The sequence below is a fragment of the Brevibacterium sp. FME17 genome (assembly GCF_014897515.1).
Lineage (GTDB): Bacteria > Actinomycetota > Actinomycetes > Actinomycetales > Brevibacteriaceae > Brevibacterium.
The window spans coordinates 21,982-38,527 of sequence record NZ_JABUYD010000032.1 but is presented as its reverse complement, the minus strand read 5'-3'; the positions used below and the strand labels follow the sequence as shown (position 1 = coordinate 38,527).

16 protein-coding genes are annotated in these 16,546 nt (G+C 62.2%); 12 read left to right on the top strand and 4 right to left on the bottom strand.

Annotated features, from left to right (window positions below; all coding sequences use genetic code 11):
* Positions 1 to 161: 161 nt before the first annotated feature.
* Positions 162 to 356: a hypothetical protein gene (locus tag INT40_RS19060; protein WP_101572622.1), complete on the top strand. Its 195-nt coding sequence runs from the start codon at positions 162 to 164 to the stop codon at positions 354 to 356.
* The gene (locus tag INT40_RS19055; protein WP_193096747.1) at positions 353 to 727 is read left to right on the top strand and encodes a glycosyltransferase; all 375 of its coding nucleotides are present in this window, start codon (positions 353 to 355) and stop codon (positions 725 to 727) included. The genes INT40_RS19060 and INT40_RS19055 overlap by 4 nt, the downstream gene beginning before the upstream one ends.
* Here INT40_RS19055 and INT40_RS19050 read toward each other — a convergent pair.
* Positions 669 to 1,952 (bottom strand): ISL3 family transposase, encoded by a 1,284-nt coding sequence (locus tag INT40_RS19050; protein ID WP_101571387.1) that lies wholly within the window; start codon positions 1,950 to 1,952, stop codon positions 669 to 671. The genes INT40_RS19055 and INT40_RS19050 overlap by 59 nt on opposite strands.
* A gap of 115 nt (positions 1,953 to 2,067) precedes the next feature.
* Here INT40_RS19050 and INT40_RS19045 point away from each other — a divergent pair, with 115 nt between their 5' ends.
* From INT40_RS19045 to INT40_RS19035, 3 genes are all read left to right on the top strand, one after another.
* A complete protein-coding gene (locus tag INT40_RS19045) occupies positions 2,068 to 3,654 on the top strand; it encodes an IS1634 family transposase (RefSeq protein WP_096168633.1) in 1,587 nt (528 codons plus the stop codon).
* Positions 3,655 to 3,658: 4 nt separating this feature from the next.
* Positions 3,659 to 4,273, top strand: coding sequence for a CDP-glycerol glycerophosphotransferase family protein (locus INT40_RS19040; RefSeq protein WP_193096746.1), 615 nt, complete (start codon positions 3,659 to 3,661; stop codon positions 4,271 to 4,273).
* 720 nt (positions 4,274 to 4,993) lie between these two features.
* The gene (locus INT40_RS19035; protein WP_145997435.1) at positions 4,994 to 6,106 is read left to right on the top strand and encodes a hypothetical protein; all 1,113 of its coding nucleotides are present in this window, start codon (positions 4,994 to 4,996) and stop codon (positions 6,104 to 6,106) included.
* 21 nt (positions 6,107 to 6,127) lie between these two features.
* Here INT40_RS19035 and INT40_RS19030 read toward each other — a convergent pair whose 3' ends face one another.
* Positions 6,128 to 7,336 carry a YbfB/YjiJ family MFS transporter gene (locus INT40_RS19030; protein ID WP_193096745.1) on the bottom strand — a complete coding sequence of 403 codons (1,209 nt, stop codon included), beginning with the start codon at positions 7,334 to 7,336 and terminating at the stop codon, positions 6,128 to 6,130.
* Between the two features lie 133 nt (positions 7,337 to 7,469).
* Positions 7,470 to 8,852: a cation:dicarboxylate symporter family transporter gene (locus INT40_RS19025; protein ID WP_101572630.1), complete on the bottom strand. Its 1,383-nt coding sequence runs from the start codon at positions 8,850 to 8,852 to the stop codon at positions 7,470 to 7,472.
* A 53-nt stretch (positions 8,853 to 8,905) separates the two neighbouring features.
* Here INT40_RS19025 and INT40_RS19020 point away from each other — a divergent pair, with 53 nt between their 5' ends.
* The 6 genes from INT40_RS19020 to INT40_RS18995 all read left to right on the top strand — a co-directional run bounded on the left by INT40_RS19020 (position 8,906) and on the right by INT40_RS18995 (position 13,851).
* Positions 8,906 to 9,472, top strand: coding sequence for a hypothetical protein (locus INT40_RS19020; RefSeq protein WP_308298064.1), 567 nt, complete (start codon positions 8,906 to 8,908; stop codon positions 9,470 to 9,472).
* Between the two features lie 43 nt (positions 9,473 to 9,515).
* Entirely contained in the window at positions 9,516 to 11,261 is a 1,746-nt protein-coding gene (locus INT40_RS19015; protein WP_180958981.1) for a sensor histidine kinase, read from the top strand.
* Positions 11,248 to 11,958, top strand: a complete 711-nt coding sequence (locus tag INT40_RS19010) for a response regulator (RefSeq protein ID WP_101572634.1) — start codon at positions 11,248 to 11,250, stop codon at positions 11,956 to 11,958. Before INT40_RS19015 ends, INT40_RS19010 begins: the two co-directional genes overlap by 14 nt.
* A 115-nt stretch (positions 11,959 to 12,073) precedes the next feature.
* Positions 12,074 to 12,613, top strand: coding sequence for a type IV toxin-antitoxin system AbiEi family antitoxin domain-containing protein (locus tag INT40_RS19005; RefSeq protein WP_101572636.1), 540 nt, complete (start codon positions 12,074 to 12,076; stop codon positions 12,611 to 12,613).
* 95 nt (positions 12,614 to 12,708) lie between these two features.
* Entirely contained in the window at positions 12,709 to 13,527 is an 819-nt protein-coding gene (locus INT40_RS19000; RefSeq protein ID WP_226831673.1) for a nucleotidyl transferase AbiEii/AbiGii toxin family protein, read from the top strand.
* A 21-nt stretch (positions 13,528 to 13,548) separates the two neighbouring features.
* Positions 13,549 to 13,851, top strand: a complete 303-nt coding sequence (locus INT40_RS18995) for a helix-turn-helix domain-containing protein (protein WP_226831672.1) — start codon at positions 13,549 to 13,551, stop codon at positions 13,849 to 13,851.
* 55 nt (positions 13,852 to 13,906) lie between these two features.
* On the opposite strand, the gene INT40_RS18990 is transcribed toward INT40_RS18995, so the two are convergent.
* Entirely contained in the window at positions 13,907 to 14,854 is a 948-nt protein-coding gene (locus tag INT40_RS18990) for a LysR family transcriptional regulator (protein ID WP_101572640.1), read from the bottom strand.
* A gap of 104 nt (positions 14,855 to 14,958) precedes the next feature.
* Between INT40_RS18990 and INT40_RS18985 the strand changes: the two genes are divergently transcribed.
* A complete protein-coding gene (locus INT40_RS18985; RefSeq protein WP_226831671.1) occupies positions 14,959 to 16,503 on the top strand; it encodes an aminotransferase class I/II-fold pyridoxal phosphate-dependent enzyme in 1,545 nt (514 codons plus the stop codon).
* The last annotated feature ends 43 nt before the right edge of the window (positions 16,504 to 16,546 follow it).

Genomic DNA, 16,546 nt, shown 5'->3' with positions numbered 1-16,546 from the left:
CACTTTTCTTCTGTCAGTCCACCATCCGGTCGATCCTAATCATGAAAACTCGAGGTTAGACGTTCCGTCATCCTGACGACCTGTCGATTCCGTCTGCGCTCTACCATTTCTACGCCTACGCCACCGGCCAGGCGACTCCGAGCACTATCCGATACGCCTACATGGATATTGCCCGCGACGATGCTGAGCTCTACCTGCTGCGCCTGTCTCGAAGAAATGACATCGACGCATTGTGCCTCAATGACACGAATACAGCGGATGCGGATGAGGAACGGCTTGACGCGTTGCTAAGAAGCTTCCTCGACGACCACCTGCCGATCCCCAGCACATTTGAGAAGACGGAGCACAATCAGTGACCGATAAGAAATTTGCCGTAGTGTCCGCTGTCTACAATGTCGGCAGATACCTCGATGACTTCTTCGCGGCGATGGATAAGCAGACCTGTGATCATTCGATGATTGAAGTGATCCTCGTCGACGACGGCTCCACTGACGAATCTCCTAGCCGTCTGCAAGACTGGGCCACAGCGACAGACTATTCAGTCACAATTCTGACAAAGACCAATGGTGGACAGGCATCTGCCCGGAACCTGGGACTCGATGCGGTGACCGCAGAATGGGTGACGTTCATCGACCCGGATGACACAGTGGCTGACGACTACTGGCTCTTCATAAATAGGGCTGTAGGAGCCTACTCATTCCGCCAGCGTGGAGCAGTGATCGGATGAGGTAGTTGCTCCGGTTACGGAATCCCAACGCGATCCCACGCAGATGCTCCAGCCTGCCGTTGATCGCTTCCGTGGGCCCGTTCGAGGTTCCTGGGTGATCGAAGTAGGCAAGAATATCGGCACGCCTGCGTTGGAACGTTGTCCGTAGGCTCCGTAGCTCCTTCAACTCATCCGGGATCATCCCGGCCAGCTTGTCGATCAGCCCGGCCATGATTGCCTTGCCCTTCGCCGGTGCCGCAGCATAGGCGGCGATCGTGTCTTGGTAGAACTGCCAACACACCACCAAGGCAGCATGATCGTCGCCTGCGAAGACCGTGTTGAGTCGGTGTTTCTGCTTGTCTGAAAGGAGACTGACGCGGGTGCGTATGGTTTTCCTAATCCCGTACAAGGCGTCACCAGATCGGCCCCTGCGCCCGTGAATCTCGGTTTGGAGTCTCCTCCTCGTCTCATCGAGCTTGGTCCCGACAAGAGCGACGACATGGAAGGGGTCCATGACCGTGGTGGCGTCGGGGAGGACGTCGGTAGCGGCTTTCTTGTACCCGGCGAACGCGTCCATGGCGACGTGATCAATGCCAGTCCGGAACTTATCAGGCTGGTTGTTTAGCCAATCGGAAAACACCTCGGCCGAGCGTCCGGGAACAATGTCAAGCAACCGCGCTGGCTGGCTGGAGAGATCGACGATGACAGTGACCCATCGGTCGATGCCGCGGTGGGACCAACAGTGTTCATCGACACCGATCGTGGATACGCCATCGAGCCTGGTGGCATCGGCGAGCAACAACGTGGCGCCGAGGTCGAGGACAGCCGTGCACACGGTGTTCCACGAGGTTGCGAGGTTCTGCGCGATGACGTGGATACTCATTTTGTCGATGACAACGGACTTCAACGCCCACAGGCGAGCGGTGCGGGAGAGCTTCGACCGGCCGACGCATGCCTTCGCTGGCGACTGCGACCAGCGCTGGCGGCAGTTCGGACACTGGAACGTACGGATGCGGATGGCCAGCGTCACTGCAGTCAGCCCGATCGGAGGATGGACGAGCCGGCGGATCCTCGTCGATCGGACTCGTCCCCGCTGCTGGGCGCAGTCGCGGCATTCGGAGTTGTCGTCGGTGATCAGGCACAACACGGTCAGATGCCTGCCGGTGTGGTGCTGGCCGATGGCGGTGAGTCCGAGTTCGTTCAGACGGAGTGTGGTGTCAAGGCATGGCGGGGTAAAGTTGTGCATCAGGGACCTTGGGTCGTGATGGAGTCTTGAACACCTACATCATTGCACCCAGGGTCCCGTTTCTTGTGCTGCTTGAGGGTGGCTACCGCACCGCCCTATTTATGAAGAGCCGTTCATGTCGCCTCGCTTGCGGAAAGTTACTACCGGATCAGGAGCCACGGCCGTCCAGATTGTGCGCAAGGTCCGCGGCAAAGTCACCGTCCTCGAACACCTGGGCTCTGCTCACACACCGGCAGAACTGACCGCGTTGCTCACCGCTGGAGAAGACAAACTCGCGTCCTACGGGGCGGCCGAGCAACTCGAACTCGAGCTGGGACTGCCCGCTGACCCCGACGTCACACCGCATACCAAAACCGTCGTAGGTTCACGCTCTGCTGTGCTCGTCGATGCGATCACCGAGTCCTGGAACCGGCTGGGCTTCAGTGAGGTCGTCGATGACCAAGCCTTCTTCCACCTCGTGTTAGCTCGCTTGATCGAACCGACGTCGAAGGCCGACAGCATTCGTGTCCTTGCCGAGCTCGGCATCAATCCGCCCCACCACAATACGTTCCTCAATTGCCTCGCCCGGGCAAGGGACCGTGACTACCGGTCACAGATCGCTGGGAAATGCTTCGACCACAGTGTGTCCACGTCGGGAATCAGCCTTCTTCTGTATGACGTCACGACCTTGTATTTCGAAGCTGAGAAGGAAGACGACCTGCGGAAAGTTGGATACTCGAAGGAACGTCGTGTTGACCCGCAGATCGTTGTTGGTCTCCTCGTCGACCGGACCGGGTTCCCACTCGAGATCGGCTGCTACGAAGGATCCAAAGCAGAGACTCACACGATCATCCCTGTCATCAAGGCCTTCCAAGACCGGCACGGTGTCACCGACATGGTCGTCGCCGCTGATGCCGGCATGCTCTCAGCCAAGAACCTTACTGAACTGGATCAGGCTGGACTACGGTTCATCGTCGGATCCCGGCAAACGAAGGCCCCGCATGATCTGGCGACGCACTTTCAGTGGAACGGGGACTGGGCCGCTGATGGGCAGGTCATCGACACGATCACCCCGAAAGGGACCAAACGCCTCGACCCTGACCGAGTGAAGAAGAAGCGAGAACCAGTCTGGTCGGCTGAGGAGTTTCCGGATGCGTGGCGAGTGGTCTGGCAGTACCGGCGGAAGCGGGCGATGCGTGATGAGCAGACACTGAATCTGCAGAGGAACAGGGCATTGGCGATCATCGAGGGCGAGAAGCCCGCGAAGAAGGCCCGATTCGTCAAGGTCACCGATGAGGATAAGGAATTCGACGAGTCCTCGTACAAGCGAGCGATGAAGCTTTCAGGCTATAAGGGTTACGTCAGCAATATCCCGGCTGACATTATGTCCGCAGCCGAGGTGATCAGTAGTTATCACGACCTCTGGCATGTCGAGCAGTCGTTTCGGATGTCGAAGACCGACCTACGTGCCCGACCAATATTTCACCGAACCAGGGACGCGATCGAAGCGCACCTGACTATCGTGTTCACGGCGTTGGCCCTTGCCCGTTTCATGCAGGATGCGACTGGAGCGTCGTTGAAGAAGATCGTGACGACTCTTCGGCCGTTGCGAGAGTTCACTGGGCGTGTGGGCGGGCAGGAAATCACGTTCGATCCCGAGGTGACCGGGCTGGCTAGAGACATCGCTGCGGCGCTACTGCCGGGACGTTTTCCGGGGCACTAAAGTTGTGGAACTCAGGAGACGAGACCTAAACCCCGAGTTCTTCGGATCCGAATTCCTCCACCGATGGCTCGAATTTCTCCAATCTGACGAACTCAAAGAAACGGCCCAGGAACACGGATGCACGATCACATTCATGCCGCATCCAAACCTCGAAGGCTATCTCCCTGAGATCACTCTGCCCGTGCATGTTGAAGTCGTCACATACGCAGATGTCAACGTTCAAGATGTGATTGCCCGATCGGCGGTAGTCGTCACCGACTACTCGTCGATCGCCTTCGACGCTGCTGTAGTCCACCGTCCGGTCGTCTATTATCAGTTCGATCGCGATCGTGTCTTTGGCGGGGGCCATTTAACTAGGCCCGGTTATTTCTCTTATAAAAATGACGGGTTCGGCCCGGTGGCTGAAGAGCTGGGAGGCGTGCTGGATGCCCTGCGCGCGACGCTCGAGGGTGGTGTCGATCCCGCACCCGAATACCTCGAAAGGATCGAACGGACGTTCATCAAGCCTGGGAGAGCTTGCAGCGCTGTCACCGAGATGATTGAAAGCCTCGATCGTCCAGTGGCTGTCGGCGACCATCGTCCGACGCCACAGGCGCCTCAGATCCAGTACCTCAACTGACCGATGAATAGCTCGGTCCTTGGTACGACCAGGCGGAGGGGCCAATCCACGAATTGATCGCGGGGTCATTTCCCCAGGGCGAACTTCCCACCTATGGCGGAGCCAGCTAACTCGGACGGCTTAATATCCGGTGGTCGGGAAACTCCCGGGCATCTGGATCCGGTGATGAGTCGGAGTTCTCCACGTTGAAGGCCTCCGGCTATGCGGCTGCGGGCTCCTCGCTACCCTTCTTGATCGGTGAGAGGTCGAACTCCAGGGCTACTTGGCCACTGACGAGCACACCACCGGAATCCAGGTTGTTGTTCCACTTCATATCTCAGTCCTTGCCTTGGACGTGGTCGGATCCTTCGAACTCGGCGCGTAGATTCCCGAAAGAATCGAAGTCGATGTGTTCAAGTGGAATAGGTACAAGAAGTGGCAACGTCGTCAAAGCCCGAGTTGTGAGACACTCCAATGTGAGACAGAGGATCCCCAGCATGAAGGAGTGCGATAGTGGCCAGAAGCGGACAGCTGACGAAGGATGCTGATCGGGCGGTAGATTCGGCAGCGGTCACTCCGATTCGCTCCTGGCTTGCCCGAATGCGGTTGAGGTCCTGGATCTTTCGTCCCTTTCTATTCCTGATGGTCGGACTGATCCTGCTCGTGCTGTGCTGGTGGCTCTTCGGTCTCACAACCTCTGATTCGTTTTGGCGCGAAGCGGTCAGCGCCATCTTGGGTGCCGTGGCCACGATCATCGGTGCAACCGCAATCGCGTTCATTGCACTGCGGGAACAGCTGCGACGGGTGGAGGAGAAACGCCTACTCAAGCGATTTGAAGATCTGACATGGAAGCATTCCTCGATCCGTGTCGGGGCGATGGAGATTCCGGGCATAGCAGTCGTCGCATCCGCGACTCATGATGCAGGCTGGGACGCGAACACGATCGTGGAATTCGCGCCGGAGGGGAGCCCTCGTGCAACCGATGAGTTGACCGCTCGGGCGCTCGATGTGACCTTGCCAAAGCTTCAGGCGCAGGCTGAGGAACGAAAACTCACATTCTTCGATGATGACTGTGTCGATATTGTTGACGTTGATCTCACCACGATTAACAGGGATGGGAAACGGCGCCCAAAATTTACTTTCACTCCGGCCAAAGCACGCTATTTCGACTTCGCGGTGTCGTCGAGTCGGTTGGACGCCCCGGTTGACCCCGAGGTCGATCCTTTGCAGCCATCATTGCGGCAACTGTGGGGCCACGGTCCGTCCTCGCTTTTAGAAGTCTCGGCATTGCCGGCCGTAGCCAAACTGGGGTGCGGAACGGTGGCAGTGACGAAGGATTCACGCATCGTGTTCGGCATTAGGGGAAAGACCTTCATCGCATCGGATTCTGTTTCCGACTCAGCCCGTCGTTCACTGCATTTTGTGGCCGAAGGGATGATCCCGAAGGATCTCAACCAGGAAGGGCGGGTTGATCCGAAAGTAGGAATCACTCGTGGACTGGACGAGGAACTCAACATCGGGCTATCGAGTCGCAACATCGGCCGTGTCGCCGAGATGATTTCAACGGGAGTCTTCTTTGATCAACAGAGATGGCAGCCGTGCTTCTCCTATCTGAGCAGACTGGATATCACCTGGGACGAAGTTCAGACGGCGGCCCCGATCGCACGGGACGCGTGGGAAGTCGAGGCACTGATTTCGCTTCCCTTCGATATTGAGCACGCCGGAGTGAGACAGCTTCTGCTTGGAACCCACCCTGATTTCCGACTGGCCTCCAACCACGCTGCAGCGATGTTGTGGTTCGCGCTTCTGCACAACCACGGCTATCACGTAATGCGTGACCACTTGCTCTCATAGAGCAAGACGGCCACCTCGGCGTCATTTCTCTATATTGCCGGTCAGCGACCCGAGCAGGGTCAGGACCATGGCCAGAAGCAGAGCAACCGCGGCGGCGATGAAGCTGCCGATGACGGTCCCGCTGAGGACGAGGGCGATCAGGGCAGGGCCAGCGATCTGTCCGAGGCTGTACCAGGTCGTCAGCTTCGCTGCGGCGGCGGTGATCCCCATTTGTGTTCCTTCGCCGATGGTCATCATGACCGCCCCGACGAAGGTCCCGCCGAACAGTGCCGCAGCGATGAGGAGCAGGATCGGGTTGGTGCCGAAGACGGCGAGAACAGCCCCGCCGACCTGCAGGCAATAGCAGAAGGCGAGTCCTCGACGGGTGCCGATGCGGGCGGCGACGTTCGACCAGATCAACGGTGAGGCCGCCGTTGCGATACCAGCGACAACCCAGGTCGAGGCGGCGGCCGTCTCACCGAAGACGGGCTTGGCGAGCACCACCAGGTAGGTGCCGATGATGATGTAGCCGAAACCTTGGAAGAAGTAGCCTGCCGTGAGAACTGCCATGGCCCGGCGGAGCCTCGGGGGATCGGCGGTGATGTCGGGGCGATCGTTTGCGGCGACCACCTCGGCGGGCTTGTCGGCCGGCTTGCTTTCGCCGGGCGCCGGCATGGGCCAGGCCCATGCGATTACGGTGAACACGGCACTGAGCAGCGCACAGATCAGCCAGAGTCCGCGCCAATCGACGAGATTGCCGGCGGTGAGGACGATGACTCCGGAGATGAGGATGCCGGTGCCGATTCCGGCATAGACGAGGCCGGAATCGACCGGTCTGCGGGCCACGAACGGGATGCGCTGGGTGATGCAGACGAAGATCAGGCCCGAGGCGATTCCGGCCAGCGTACGCACCGATCCCTGCCAGACCAGATTCGACGTCAGGGGGATGGCGGCCAGGCACAGGGTGGAGACGATGAGGCTTAAGCGGTAGACGCGGCGGGTGGGTTCAACCCAGCCGCGGGCGATGACCAGGGAGCCGATGAAGTATCCCACGTAGTTGAGCGTGGCGATCCACGCACCCGGAGCCGAACTCCAATGCAATGCGGCGACCATGAGCGGGAGGACGGGTGTGTAGAAGAACCTGCCCATCCCCATGGCCAGAGCCAGTCCGAGGGTGCCGCGAACGGCGGTGGGATTTACGGTGTTGTCGGCGGTGAAGCCCACTGCCCTGCCTCCTGTCTGTGACGTCATCCATAGGAAACGATGTCATGAAAACGCGGCGACCGCCTCGGCGGGGGCGGATATGAAACAACACGGGTACCGAGACTCCCGCGATGAGGGAGTGGCGGCACCCGCGTTGTGGATGGCCTTGCTCAGGTGAGGATCAGGCGCTGACGGCGACGCGTTCCTTCTCGTCGGGCTCGCCGCTCTCGTCCCAGGCACCGGGTGCCGGCGCTCCGTGGGCATCGGGTTCAAGCGAAAGCTCGTCGAAGGGGCTGGAGCCGTTCAGTGCTGCTCGAGCCTGGTCGAGGTCGATCTCATGCGTCCACTTGCCGATGAGCAGGGTGGCCACGGCGTTGCCGGTGAAGTTCGTCAGGGCGCGGCACTCGGACATGAACTTGTCGATGCCGACGATGACGCCCATGCCGTCGAGGAGCTCGGGGCGGTGTGACTGCAGGCCGGCGGCCAGGGTCGCCAGGCCCGCACCGGAGACTCCGGCAGCACCCTTCGACGCGATGATCATGAACACCAGCAGTGAGATCTGCTCGGGCAGGCTCATCGGCATGCCCATCGCCGTGGAGACGAACAGGGACGCCATGGTCAGATAGATCGCGGTGCCGTCGAGGTTGAACGAATAGCCGGTGGGCACGGTGATGCCGACGACCGGCTTCGAGACCCCGGCGTGCTCCATCTTCGCGATCAGACGCGGCAGTGCCGACTCCGAGGATGAGGTGGAGAAGATGAGCAGGAACTCACGGGCCAGGTATTTGAGCAGCAGGAAGATGTTGAGCCCGGTGACGACCTTGAGCATGGTGCCGAGGACGACGCTGATGAACAGCGCACAGGTGAGGTAGAAGGCACCCATGAGGATGGCCATCGACCCGATCGCAGCCCACCCGGTCTTGCCGACGACGGCAGCGATGGCACCGAAGGCACCGACAGGGGCGGCCCACATGATCATCATCATGAGCTTGAAGACCACGGCCTGGATGTGGCGGATGCCGGTGAGGACGGGCTGACCGGCCTTGCCCATCGACTGCAGGGCGAAACCGACGAGGAGCGCGAGAACCAAGGTCGGCAGGACCGGGATGTCGCCCGGGATGAGGCTCATCAGGAAGCCGACCATGCCGCCGTCATCGTCACCGCCGCCGGCCGCTTCATAGGGCTTGAGATGCAGGCCCTCGCCGGGGTGGATGAGGTTGCCGACGAGGAGTCCGATGATCAGGGCGAATGTCGCCATGATGAGGAAGTAGATCAGCGCGATTCCGCCGACCTTGCCGACGGTGGCCGCCTTTGCCACCGAGCCGACGCCGAGGACGATCGTGCAGAAGATGATCGGTGCGATGATCATCTTGATCAGTGCCACGAAGGCGGTGCCCAAGGGTTCGAGGGCGATGCCGGCATCAGGGGCGATGAGCCCGATGGCCGCGCCGACGAAGACGGCGATGATGACCATGATGTAGAGCCAGTGGGTGCGGTCCTTCTTGCGGGGTGCCGGCGTTCCGCCGATATCCCCGGTTCCAATGTCTTTTGGCAACGCTGCCATGTCTCCTCCTTGAGAGAGTGTGCTCGCGACGTCTGGTCGCGAAGAATTTCTCAATGAGCATTCCAGAGACTGTGACGGCTGTCTCGGTTGCGTTCATAGTGTTCATGGACACAGTCGGCAGGTCGGCTAGTCTGGGGTTTGTCGGTCACGATCAGGTGGCCGCGAGCCATGACGATATGAAGGGACAGCTCATGAAACTCGATACAGCACTTCTGCGCGCCATCCCGGGTGCGTTCATTCTGAACTCCGGCATCGGCAAGCTCGGCATGGACGAAACCACGGCGGGTGGCCTGCAGCAGATGGCCGCCAACGGTGTCCCCATGGTCGAGAACATGACCCCCGCCCAGTTCGGGAAGTTCCTGTCCTACGGTGAGATCGCCGTCGGTGCCGCACTGCTGCTGCCCTTCGTTCCCACCCGCATCGCCGGAGCCGCGCTGACCACGTTCTCCGCCGGTCTCGTCGCGAACTACTTCTCCATTGACTCCATGACCAAGGACGACGGCATCCGCCCTTCCGAGGACGGTACCGCCGTGGCCAAGGACACCTGGCTGGCTGCCATCGGTGTCTCACTGATGCTTGCCAGCGGATCGAAGAAGAAAAAGAAGAAGTCCAAGAAGTAATCGTCGACGATCTCGTCATCGACGAAGGGACAGTTGGATAGTGATGGCTCCCGGGACGCGGCTCCGTCCCCGGCACCGGCGGCGCAGCGGCACCTTGGCCCGGCGGCTCTTCCTCATGCAGCTGGCGCTCATCGTCATCGTCTGCACCGCCCTGTCCATCACCAGCTACGTCACGACGTTGGCCTCGGCCCGGCAGGCAACCTCGGAGCGGGTGCTCTCCATCGCCGAGACCCTGGCCCATGACCCCTTCGTCATCTCATCGGTGGAAGGCTCGGACGCCTCGGCGAAGCTGCAGCCCTATGCGCTGACCGTCATCGACACCGCCGAGGTCGACTTCGTGACGATCATGGACCGCGACCGCACCCGGTACACGCACCCGGATGCTCAGCAGCTGGGCAAGGACTATATCGGCAGCATCGACAAGGCCCTGGCCGGTGAGAGCCAGGTCGAGGAATACGAGGGGACGCTGGGGGAGTCGGTGCGGGCCATCGTGCCGATCACCGACTCATCCGGCGAGGTCACAGCCATGGTCGCGGTCGGGGTGACGCTGAAGACCCTGTCGGTGGCACGGGCTGCCGCACTCCCGCAGATCATCATCGTCGGCCTCGCCGCAATCGCGTTGGGCGGGCTCGGGTCCTGGGTGCTCAGCCGCTACCTGCGCCGAGTCACCCTCGGCTACGGTCCCGAGCAGCTCAAGTCCCTGTTCGCGTTCTACGATTCCGCCTTGCATTCGCTGCGCGAAGGCCTCGTCCTCGTGAACGGTGATGGGCAGCTGGTGCTCTACAACGATGAGGCCGCTGAGCTGCTGGGTCTGCCCGAGCCCGATGACCGTGATCCCATTCCCCTCGCCGAGGTGGCCCTGCCCACGTCCGTGTCATCCCTGTTCTCATCCGGTCGGGATGCCGTCGATGAGATCCATCTGACCCGTGACCGTGTCCTCGTGGTCAACCAGAAGCAGGCGAGCCAACCGGACAACGGTGCCCTCAGCGGAGGTGGTTCTGGGAGTGGTGGTTCCCGGGGTGGTGCTGGTTCCGGCGGCACCGTGGCGACTCTGCGTGATCGCACCGATATTCAGGAGCTCACCGGTGAGCTCGAGACGATGACGACGCTGACCGAGGCCCTGCGGGCTCAGACCCATGAGCATGCCAACCGACTGCACACGGTGGCGACGCTCATCGAGCTGGGACGCTCGCGGGAAGCCCTGGACTTCGCCGTCCGCGATCAGCAGGAGTCGCAACGACTGACCGATTCGTTCGTCGATTCCCTCGACGAACCCTTCATCACGGCTCTTATGATCGGCAAAGCCGCGCAGGCCAATGAACGCGGGATCGAGCTCACAGTCACGGCCACGGGTGAGCTGCCGGCGGGCAGCCTCGATGCCCGTGACCTCGTCACTGTGGCCGGCAACCTCCTCGACAACGCCTTCGATGCCGCGGCCGAATCCGAAGAGCGGCACGTATGGGCCGACTTCGTTGCCGCCGACGCAGAGCTCATCATCACGATCGCAGACTCCGGCCCGGGCATCGAAGAGCCTGAGATCGATGCGATCTTCCACCTCGGCGCCTCAGGCAAGGCAGCACCGCCGCATTCGGGTGGACGCGGATTCGGGCTGGTCCTCGTGCGCCAGGCCGTGACTAGACTCGGTGGGGAACTCGACGTCGAATCGGATGGCGGCGCGATCTTCACGGTGACGTTGCCACTGACTGAGGACAACCTCGGCGAGGGTGGCGATTTCACTGCAGAAGACGACTCCGGACATGGAAGGGAGGGTGAGGATGACCGGCAATGATGCCGAGCTGCGGGTGCTCATCGTCGAAGACGATCCGATGACCGCCGAGGCTCACGGGGACTATGTCCGCAAGGTCCCCGGCTTCACCGTCGCGGCCATCTGCCTCAGCGGACACGAGGCGCTCGCCCGCTACGATGGCCTGGCGGCCGAGGGTGCCCCGGTCGACATCGTGCTGCTCGACATGAATCTCACGGACTCCCACGGTCTCGACGTGGCCAAGCGCATGAACACGCGCGGTCACGGGGCTGACATCATCGCGATCACCGCAGTGCGCCACCTGCAGATCATCAGGTCCGCAATCTCCACCGGGATCACGCAGTACCTCATCAAACCCTTCACCTTCGCCGCCTTCCGCGAGAAGCTGGAGAATCAGCGGGCGTTCCGGCTCAACCTCGGCGATGGAGGTTCGGGCTCGTTGGCGACTCAGGCGTCGGTCGACAATGCCCTGAGTGCGCTGCGTTCCGTTTCGCCGGACCGACTGCCGAAGGGGCTCATCGAGGAAACCCTGGCTGCGATCTCTGGCGTCGTGCGGGATGCTGACTCTGCTGTGTCGGCCACCGAGGTCGCGACGGCATTGGATCTCTCACGCGTGACGGTGCGCCGGTATCTGGAGCATCTGGTGAAGACCAAACAGGCTGTCAAGCAGCCGCGGCATGGGACTCCAGGGCGCCCGGAGTATGAGTACCGGTGGGTGTGAGGTTGAGGCCCCTCTGAGTGCGCCGAAGCAGTTGTTCACGACGCCTCGATCTGCCGAGACTGTCAAAACCGTACCGAAACTGGTACGCTTTTGACATAAGGGGGGAGGCGGAGTCATGGGCTACCGACACGATCTGTGGGAGATCGCAGCAGAACAGCACGGTGTCGTCACGATCACCGAGGCTGAGGACGCGGGGGTGCCCGCCGTCGAGGTGCGCAAACTTGCCCACCGCGGCGCACTGCAGGCGTATGGCAATGGCGTGTACATCCACCGTAGTGTGCCCACCACAGACCTGACCGAGCCGGCGGCGGCGACGGCGCTGGCCGGTGACGGGGCATTCCTTGAGCGGGAGACTGTGCTCGATCTGCTTGGCCTGGGACAGTTCAATCCGCACCGCATCCGGGTGGCGACCCGTCGCCGAGTGCGCAGGACCCTTCCCGAGTGGGTTGACCTCGAGACGCGGATGGATGTCCCCGACGAGGACCTGACACATTACGAAGGCATCCCCACGACCACTGTTCGTCGCGCTCTCGTCGACGTGCATGACAGGATGCCATCGGAGCGGTGGAAAACGCTGGTCGAACAGGCACGTCAGCGCGAGTTGATCGACAACCACGACGTCGCGAATCTGACAGGTCAACGGGGCGCTGCATGAACACCGCGGCACCGCCTCTGAACTTGGCGCAGTTGAACACCCGGGTGGAAGAGGCTGCTCGAGGCCTTAGGGTGCCTGCGATTCGCGTGCGTAGAATGCTCTGCACGCTCATCGTGTCCCAAATGCTGCCTGACGCCGTCGCCATCAAGGGTGGCATGGGCGTAAAGCTGCGCATGGGGGAGAGTGGGACACGAGCCACAGCCGATCTTGACGTCTCCACGCTACGGCGGGGTGAAGAGCTTGAAGAGACACTCCGGGCAAGTCTGAACTCGGGCTGGGGCACGGTGCCCGCGACCAAGGGTGCACGCAAAAAAGATCCTGACGCGCCGGATCGCGTGGCGTTTACTGCGGACTTGAAGCCTCGGTTGCTGCACGACCCCGGGCTTGCTCAGCCCCAGTACGTGATGCACCCCTACCGGGTCACATTGTCATTTCTTGGTAGGGAATGGGGCGGTCTCGATCTGGAGGTGTCTGATCCTGAGATCGAGCCGCATGCTCATACTCGTCGCCAGATCGACGGCGAGCTCATTGAGCTGAGTAGTCGATTTGGCTTCGGAGCGCTACAGCCAGTCGAGCTGATCGACCTGGAGTACCAGATTGCGCAGAAGATCCACGCGTTGACGGATCCCGACTACTCCCGCGCCCATGACCTGGTGGATCTGCAGCTGCTTTGGGCCGCTGAGCCTGAGCTGGACTCCGTGCGAGAATTCTGTGTGCGCACATTTAACTTCCGTCGCGCGCAGGAGTGGCCCCCGCTGCCGTTGCGACCTATGGACGATTGGGAGCCCGCATATAAACTCTCCCGCGAAGAGACTGAGATCGATGGAGACACACTGGTGCTGGCAGATATCGATTCGGCGCGAGAGTGGCTTAAGCAGATGATCACGTCCATCGATGCAGCCGCAGTAACGTGAAGGCCCGATTATGGGCGGTGATTGCCTGCTCGCCTTCCGGCCTTGCTGCCTCGGCATCTGCCGTCACGTGTACTCAGCGCATTGCGCTCGGTGTCCTCGGAACGGCTGCCGAAGGGCCTGATCGAGGAGACGCTGGCCGTGATCTCTGGTGTCGTGCGGGATGCTGACTCTGCTGTGTCGGCCACCGAGGTCGCGACGGCATTGGATCTCTCACGCGTGACGGTGCGCCGGTATCTGGAGCATCTGGTGAAGACCAAACAGGCTGTCAAGCAGCCGCGGCATGGGACTCCAGGGCGCCCGGAGTATGAGTATCGGTGGGTTTGAGGTTGAGGCCCCTCTGCTCGTGACCGGCTGAAGCTTCCTTCGGCTATCACAAGGACTACCGTCCAGATCGGTGGACCGAGCTATCGCCGATCAAGCTGGTGCAGTCAGTGATGATGTCGGAAAGCTTGCGTGTGTTCGCCGCGAGCTCGGAGCCCTTCGGGCTGTGCGGGGTGGCCAGCAGAAGGGACCGGGAGAAGGCCGGATCGTCGATGGGCAACAGCGCCACTCCCGGGCGGGGGCCCATCGAAGCCAGCAGCGGGACGAGACCGACAACCATCTCCGCGGCGATCATGCCCAGCATCACCGAGTAGTCGTCGGTGCGGAACTTGACCTCGAGCTGATGACCGGCCGCCTTGAATGCATCGACGACGACCGTGTCGATGGGATCGTCCCGGGTCGCGCCGAGCAGCCAGTTCTCGTCCTGCAGCCCGACCAGGGTCTCCATGTCGATCGACTCCCGGCGCGCCAGAGGGTGGGAGGTCGGCAGCGCCAGCTGCATCGGTTCACGGAACACCTCTGTCGTGGTCACTGTCGGCGTGAAGGGCAGATCGTAGCCGGGCACCGAATAGAGCAGCACAGCGTCGTACTCGTGCTGGTTGACATGCGCGACGAGCTGGTAGATCTCCTCGAGCGTGCTGTCGATGTGCAGACCGGCGAGCTTCGACTTCTTGACGATCGAAGGAAGCAGCGCCGAGGCGGCTGTGGGGAAGGTGCCGAACTTCATCCGCGTCAGACCGCTCTGCGCATGCGCCTGCACATCGTGCAGGGCGCGCTGGGAGAGTGTAAGGATCCGCTGCGCCCGATCGAGCATGATCTCACCGGCCGCTGTCAGTGACGAACCACGCGTCGAACGCTTGACGAGGGGGGTGCCGCAGAGGCGATCGAGATTGCGCAGATGGTAGTCGACCGAAGGCTGGCTCCAGGCCAGCTGTTTGGCAGCTCGCGCCACCGAACCCGTCTGGGCCACTGCGGTCAGGGCCTGCATCTGACGAAGATCGAGCATGCCCCGATCCTACGCGGTTCGAGCCCTTCGTTCCATACAGCCTATGGAGCGAACCAGGGATCTGGGGGATTCCTCCCACGGATCTGATGCGCAACGATAGCCCTATGTTGGAATCGCTCACGGACACTTCAGCCCCGCAGAATCGCCTCAGACGTTATCGCCTCGACCAGGACCGGTCCCCCTATTCCGACGCTCTGAGAGCTCTGGCCTCCCGCGATTCGATCAAACTCATGGTCCCGGGCCACGGCGGCACTGACGCCGGCATCAGCGACTTCCTGACCGACTTCATCGGAGAGAGGGCCGTCAGCCTCGACGTGCCCATGCTGCTTGAGGGCATCGACCTCGAGGACGACTCTCCGTTCGCCGACTCACTGGCCCTGGCCGCCGACGCCTGGGGAGCCCGCCGCACCTGGTTCCTCACCAACGGCGCCTCCCAGGCCAACCGCACCGTCGCGCTCGCCGTCGCCGGTCTCGGCGAGAACGTCATCGCCCAGCGCAGCGCCCACTCGAGCTTCAGCGACGGTGTGGTGCTCGCCGGCCTCCATCCCAGCTACGTCCTGCCCTCGGTCGACGCTGTAAACGGGATCGCTCACGGCGTGTCCGTCGCTGCCCTCGACGCGGCCCTCAGCCTGGCTGAGGACGAGGGCCGCCCCGCCTCGGCGGTCTACATCGTCTCGCCGAGCTACTTCGGCTCCGTTGCCGATGTCCGCGGTCTGTCCGAGGTCGCCCACGCTCACGAGGCGCCGCTCATCGTCGACGGCGCCTGGGGCCCGCACTTCGGATTCCACCCGAGCCTGCCCGAATCCCCGGCCCGCCTCGGCGCCGACCTCGTCGTCTCGAGCACCCACAAGCTCGCCGGGTCGCTCACCCAGTCGGCGATGCTCCACCTCGGCGAGGGCCCGTTCGCCGAGGCGCTCGAGCCCCTCATCGACCGGGCGATGACGATGACGGCCTCGACCTCCTCCTCGGCACTGCTCATGGGCTCGCTCGACATCGCCCGACGCGCCCTGGCCACCGGTGAGGACAGGATCGGCCGCTCGATCGACACGGCGCTGCGCTTCCGTGAGCTGCTGGAGACCGATGAGCGCTTCGCCGATGTCAGCGAGGGCTTCGATGCCTTCCCCGATATCGCCGATACCGACCTCCTGCGGGTGCCCATCGACCTCTCGGCCACCGGAATCAGCGCCCACTGGGTCCGCGACCGGCTCATCACCGAACACGACCTGTACTTCGAGATGTCGACCGATACGACACTCGTGGCCGTCATCGGCGCCGGCAAGACTCCGGATGTCGACCGCGTCTTCGCCACCCTCATCGCGGTCATCGACTCGCCCGAGGGCCGGGCCGAGGCGGCGAGCGGAGGCGCGCGGACGGACTTTCCGGAGCTGCCCGCCCCCGGACGGATGCGTGTGCGCCCGCGTGAGGGATACTTCGCGGCCACCGAGATCGTGCCTGCCGCCGAGGTCGTGGGCCGGATCTCCGCGGACTCCCTGGCCGCCTACCCTCCGGGTGTTCCGAACGTCATGCCCGGTGAGGAGATCACCGACGAGGCCCGCGACTTCCTCGCCGCGATCGCAGCCTCACCCTCGGGCTTCGTCCGCGGAGCCGTGACTCCAAGCGTCGACAGCTTCCGAGTCCTCAGGGACTGAATACCGACCGGTCCACCCCCTAAGACAACGACGTCTGGAGAAC

Coding starts and splice junctions, on each gene's coding strand:
- INT40_RS19060 (WP_101572622.1), top strand. CDS start 162: ATGGATATTGCCCGCGACGATGCTGAGCTCTACCTGCTGCGCCTGTCT.
- INT40_RS19015 (WP_180958981.1), top strand. CDS start 9,516: ATGGCTCCCGGGACGCGGCTCCGTCCCCGGCACCGGCGGCGCAGCGGC.
- INT40_RS19030 (WP_193096745.1), bottom strand. CDS start 7,336: ATGACGTCACAGACAGGAGGCAGGGCAGTGGGCTTCACCGCCGACAAC.
- INT40_RS18985 (WP_226831671.1), top strand. CDS start 14,959: ATGTTGGAATCGCTCACGGACACTTCAGCCCCGCAGAATCGCCTCAGA.
- INT40_RS19010 (WP_101572634.1), top strand. CDS start 11,248: ATGACCGGCAATGATGCCGAGCTGCGGGTGCTCATCGTCGAAGACGAT.
- INT40_RS19045 (WP_096168633.1), top strand. CDS start 2,068: ATGTCGCCTCGCTTGCGGAAAGTTACTACCGGATCAGGAGCCACGGCC.
- INT40_RS19005 (WP_101572636.1), top strand. CDS start 12,074: ATGGGCTACCGACACGATCTGTGGGAGATCGCAGCAGAACAGCACGGT.
- INT40_RS19025 (WP_101572630.1), bottom strand. CDS start 8,852: ATGGCAGCGTTGCCAAAAGACATTGGAACCGGGGATATCGGCGGAACG.
- INT40_RS19020 (WP_308298064.1), top strand. CDS start 8,906: ATGAGCATTCCAGAGACTGTGACGGCTGTCTCGGTTGCGTTCATAGTG.
- INT40_RS19000 (WP_226831673.1), top strand. CDS start 12,709: ATGCTCTGCACGCTCATCGTGTCCCAAATGCTGCCTGACGCCGTCGCC.
- INT40_RS19050 (WP_101571387.1), bottom strand. CDS start 1,952: ATGCACAACTTTACCCCGCCATGCCTTGACACCACACTCCGTCTGAAC.
- INT40_RS18990 (WP_101572640.1), bottom strand. CDS start 14,854: ATGCTCGATCTTCGTCAGATGCAGGCCCTGACCGCAGTGGCCCAGACG.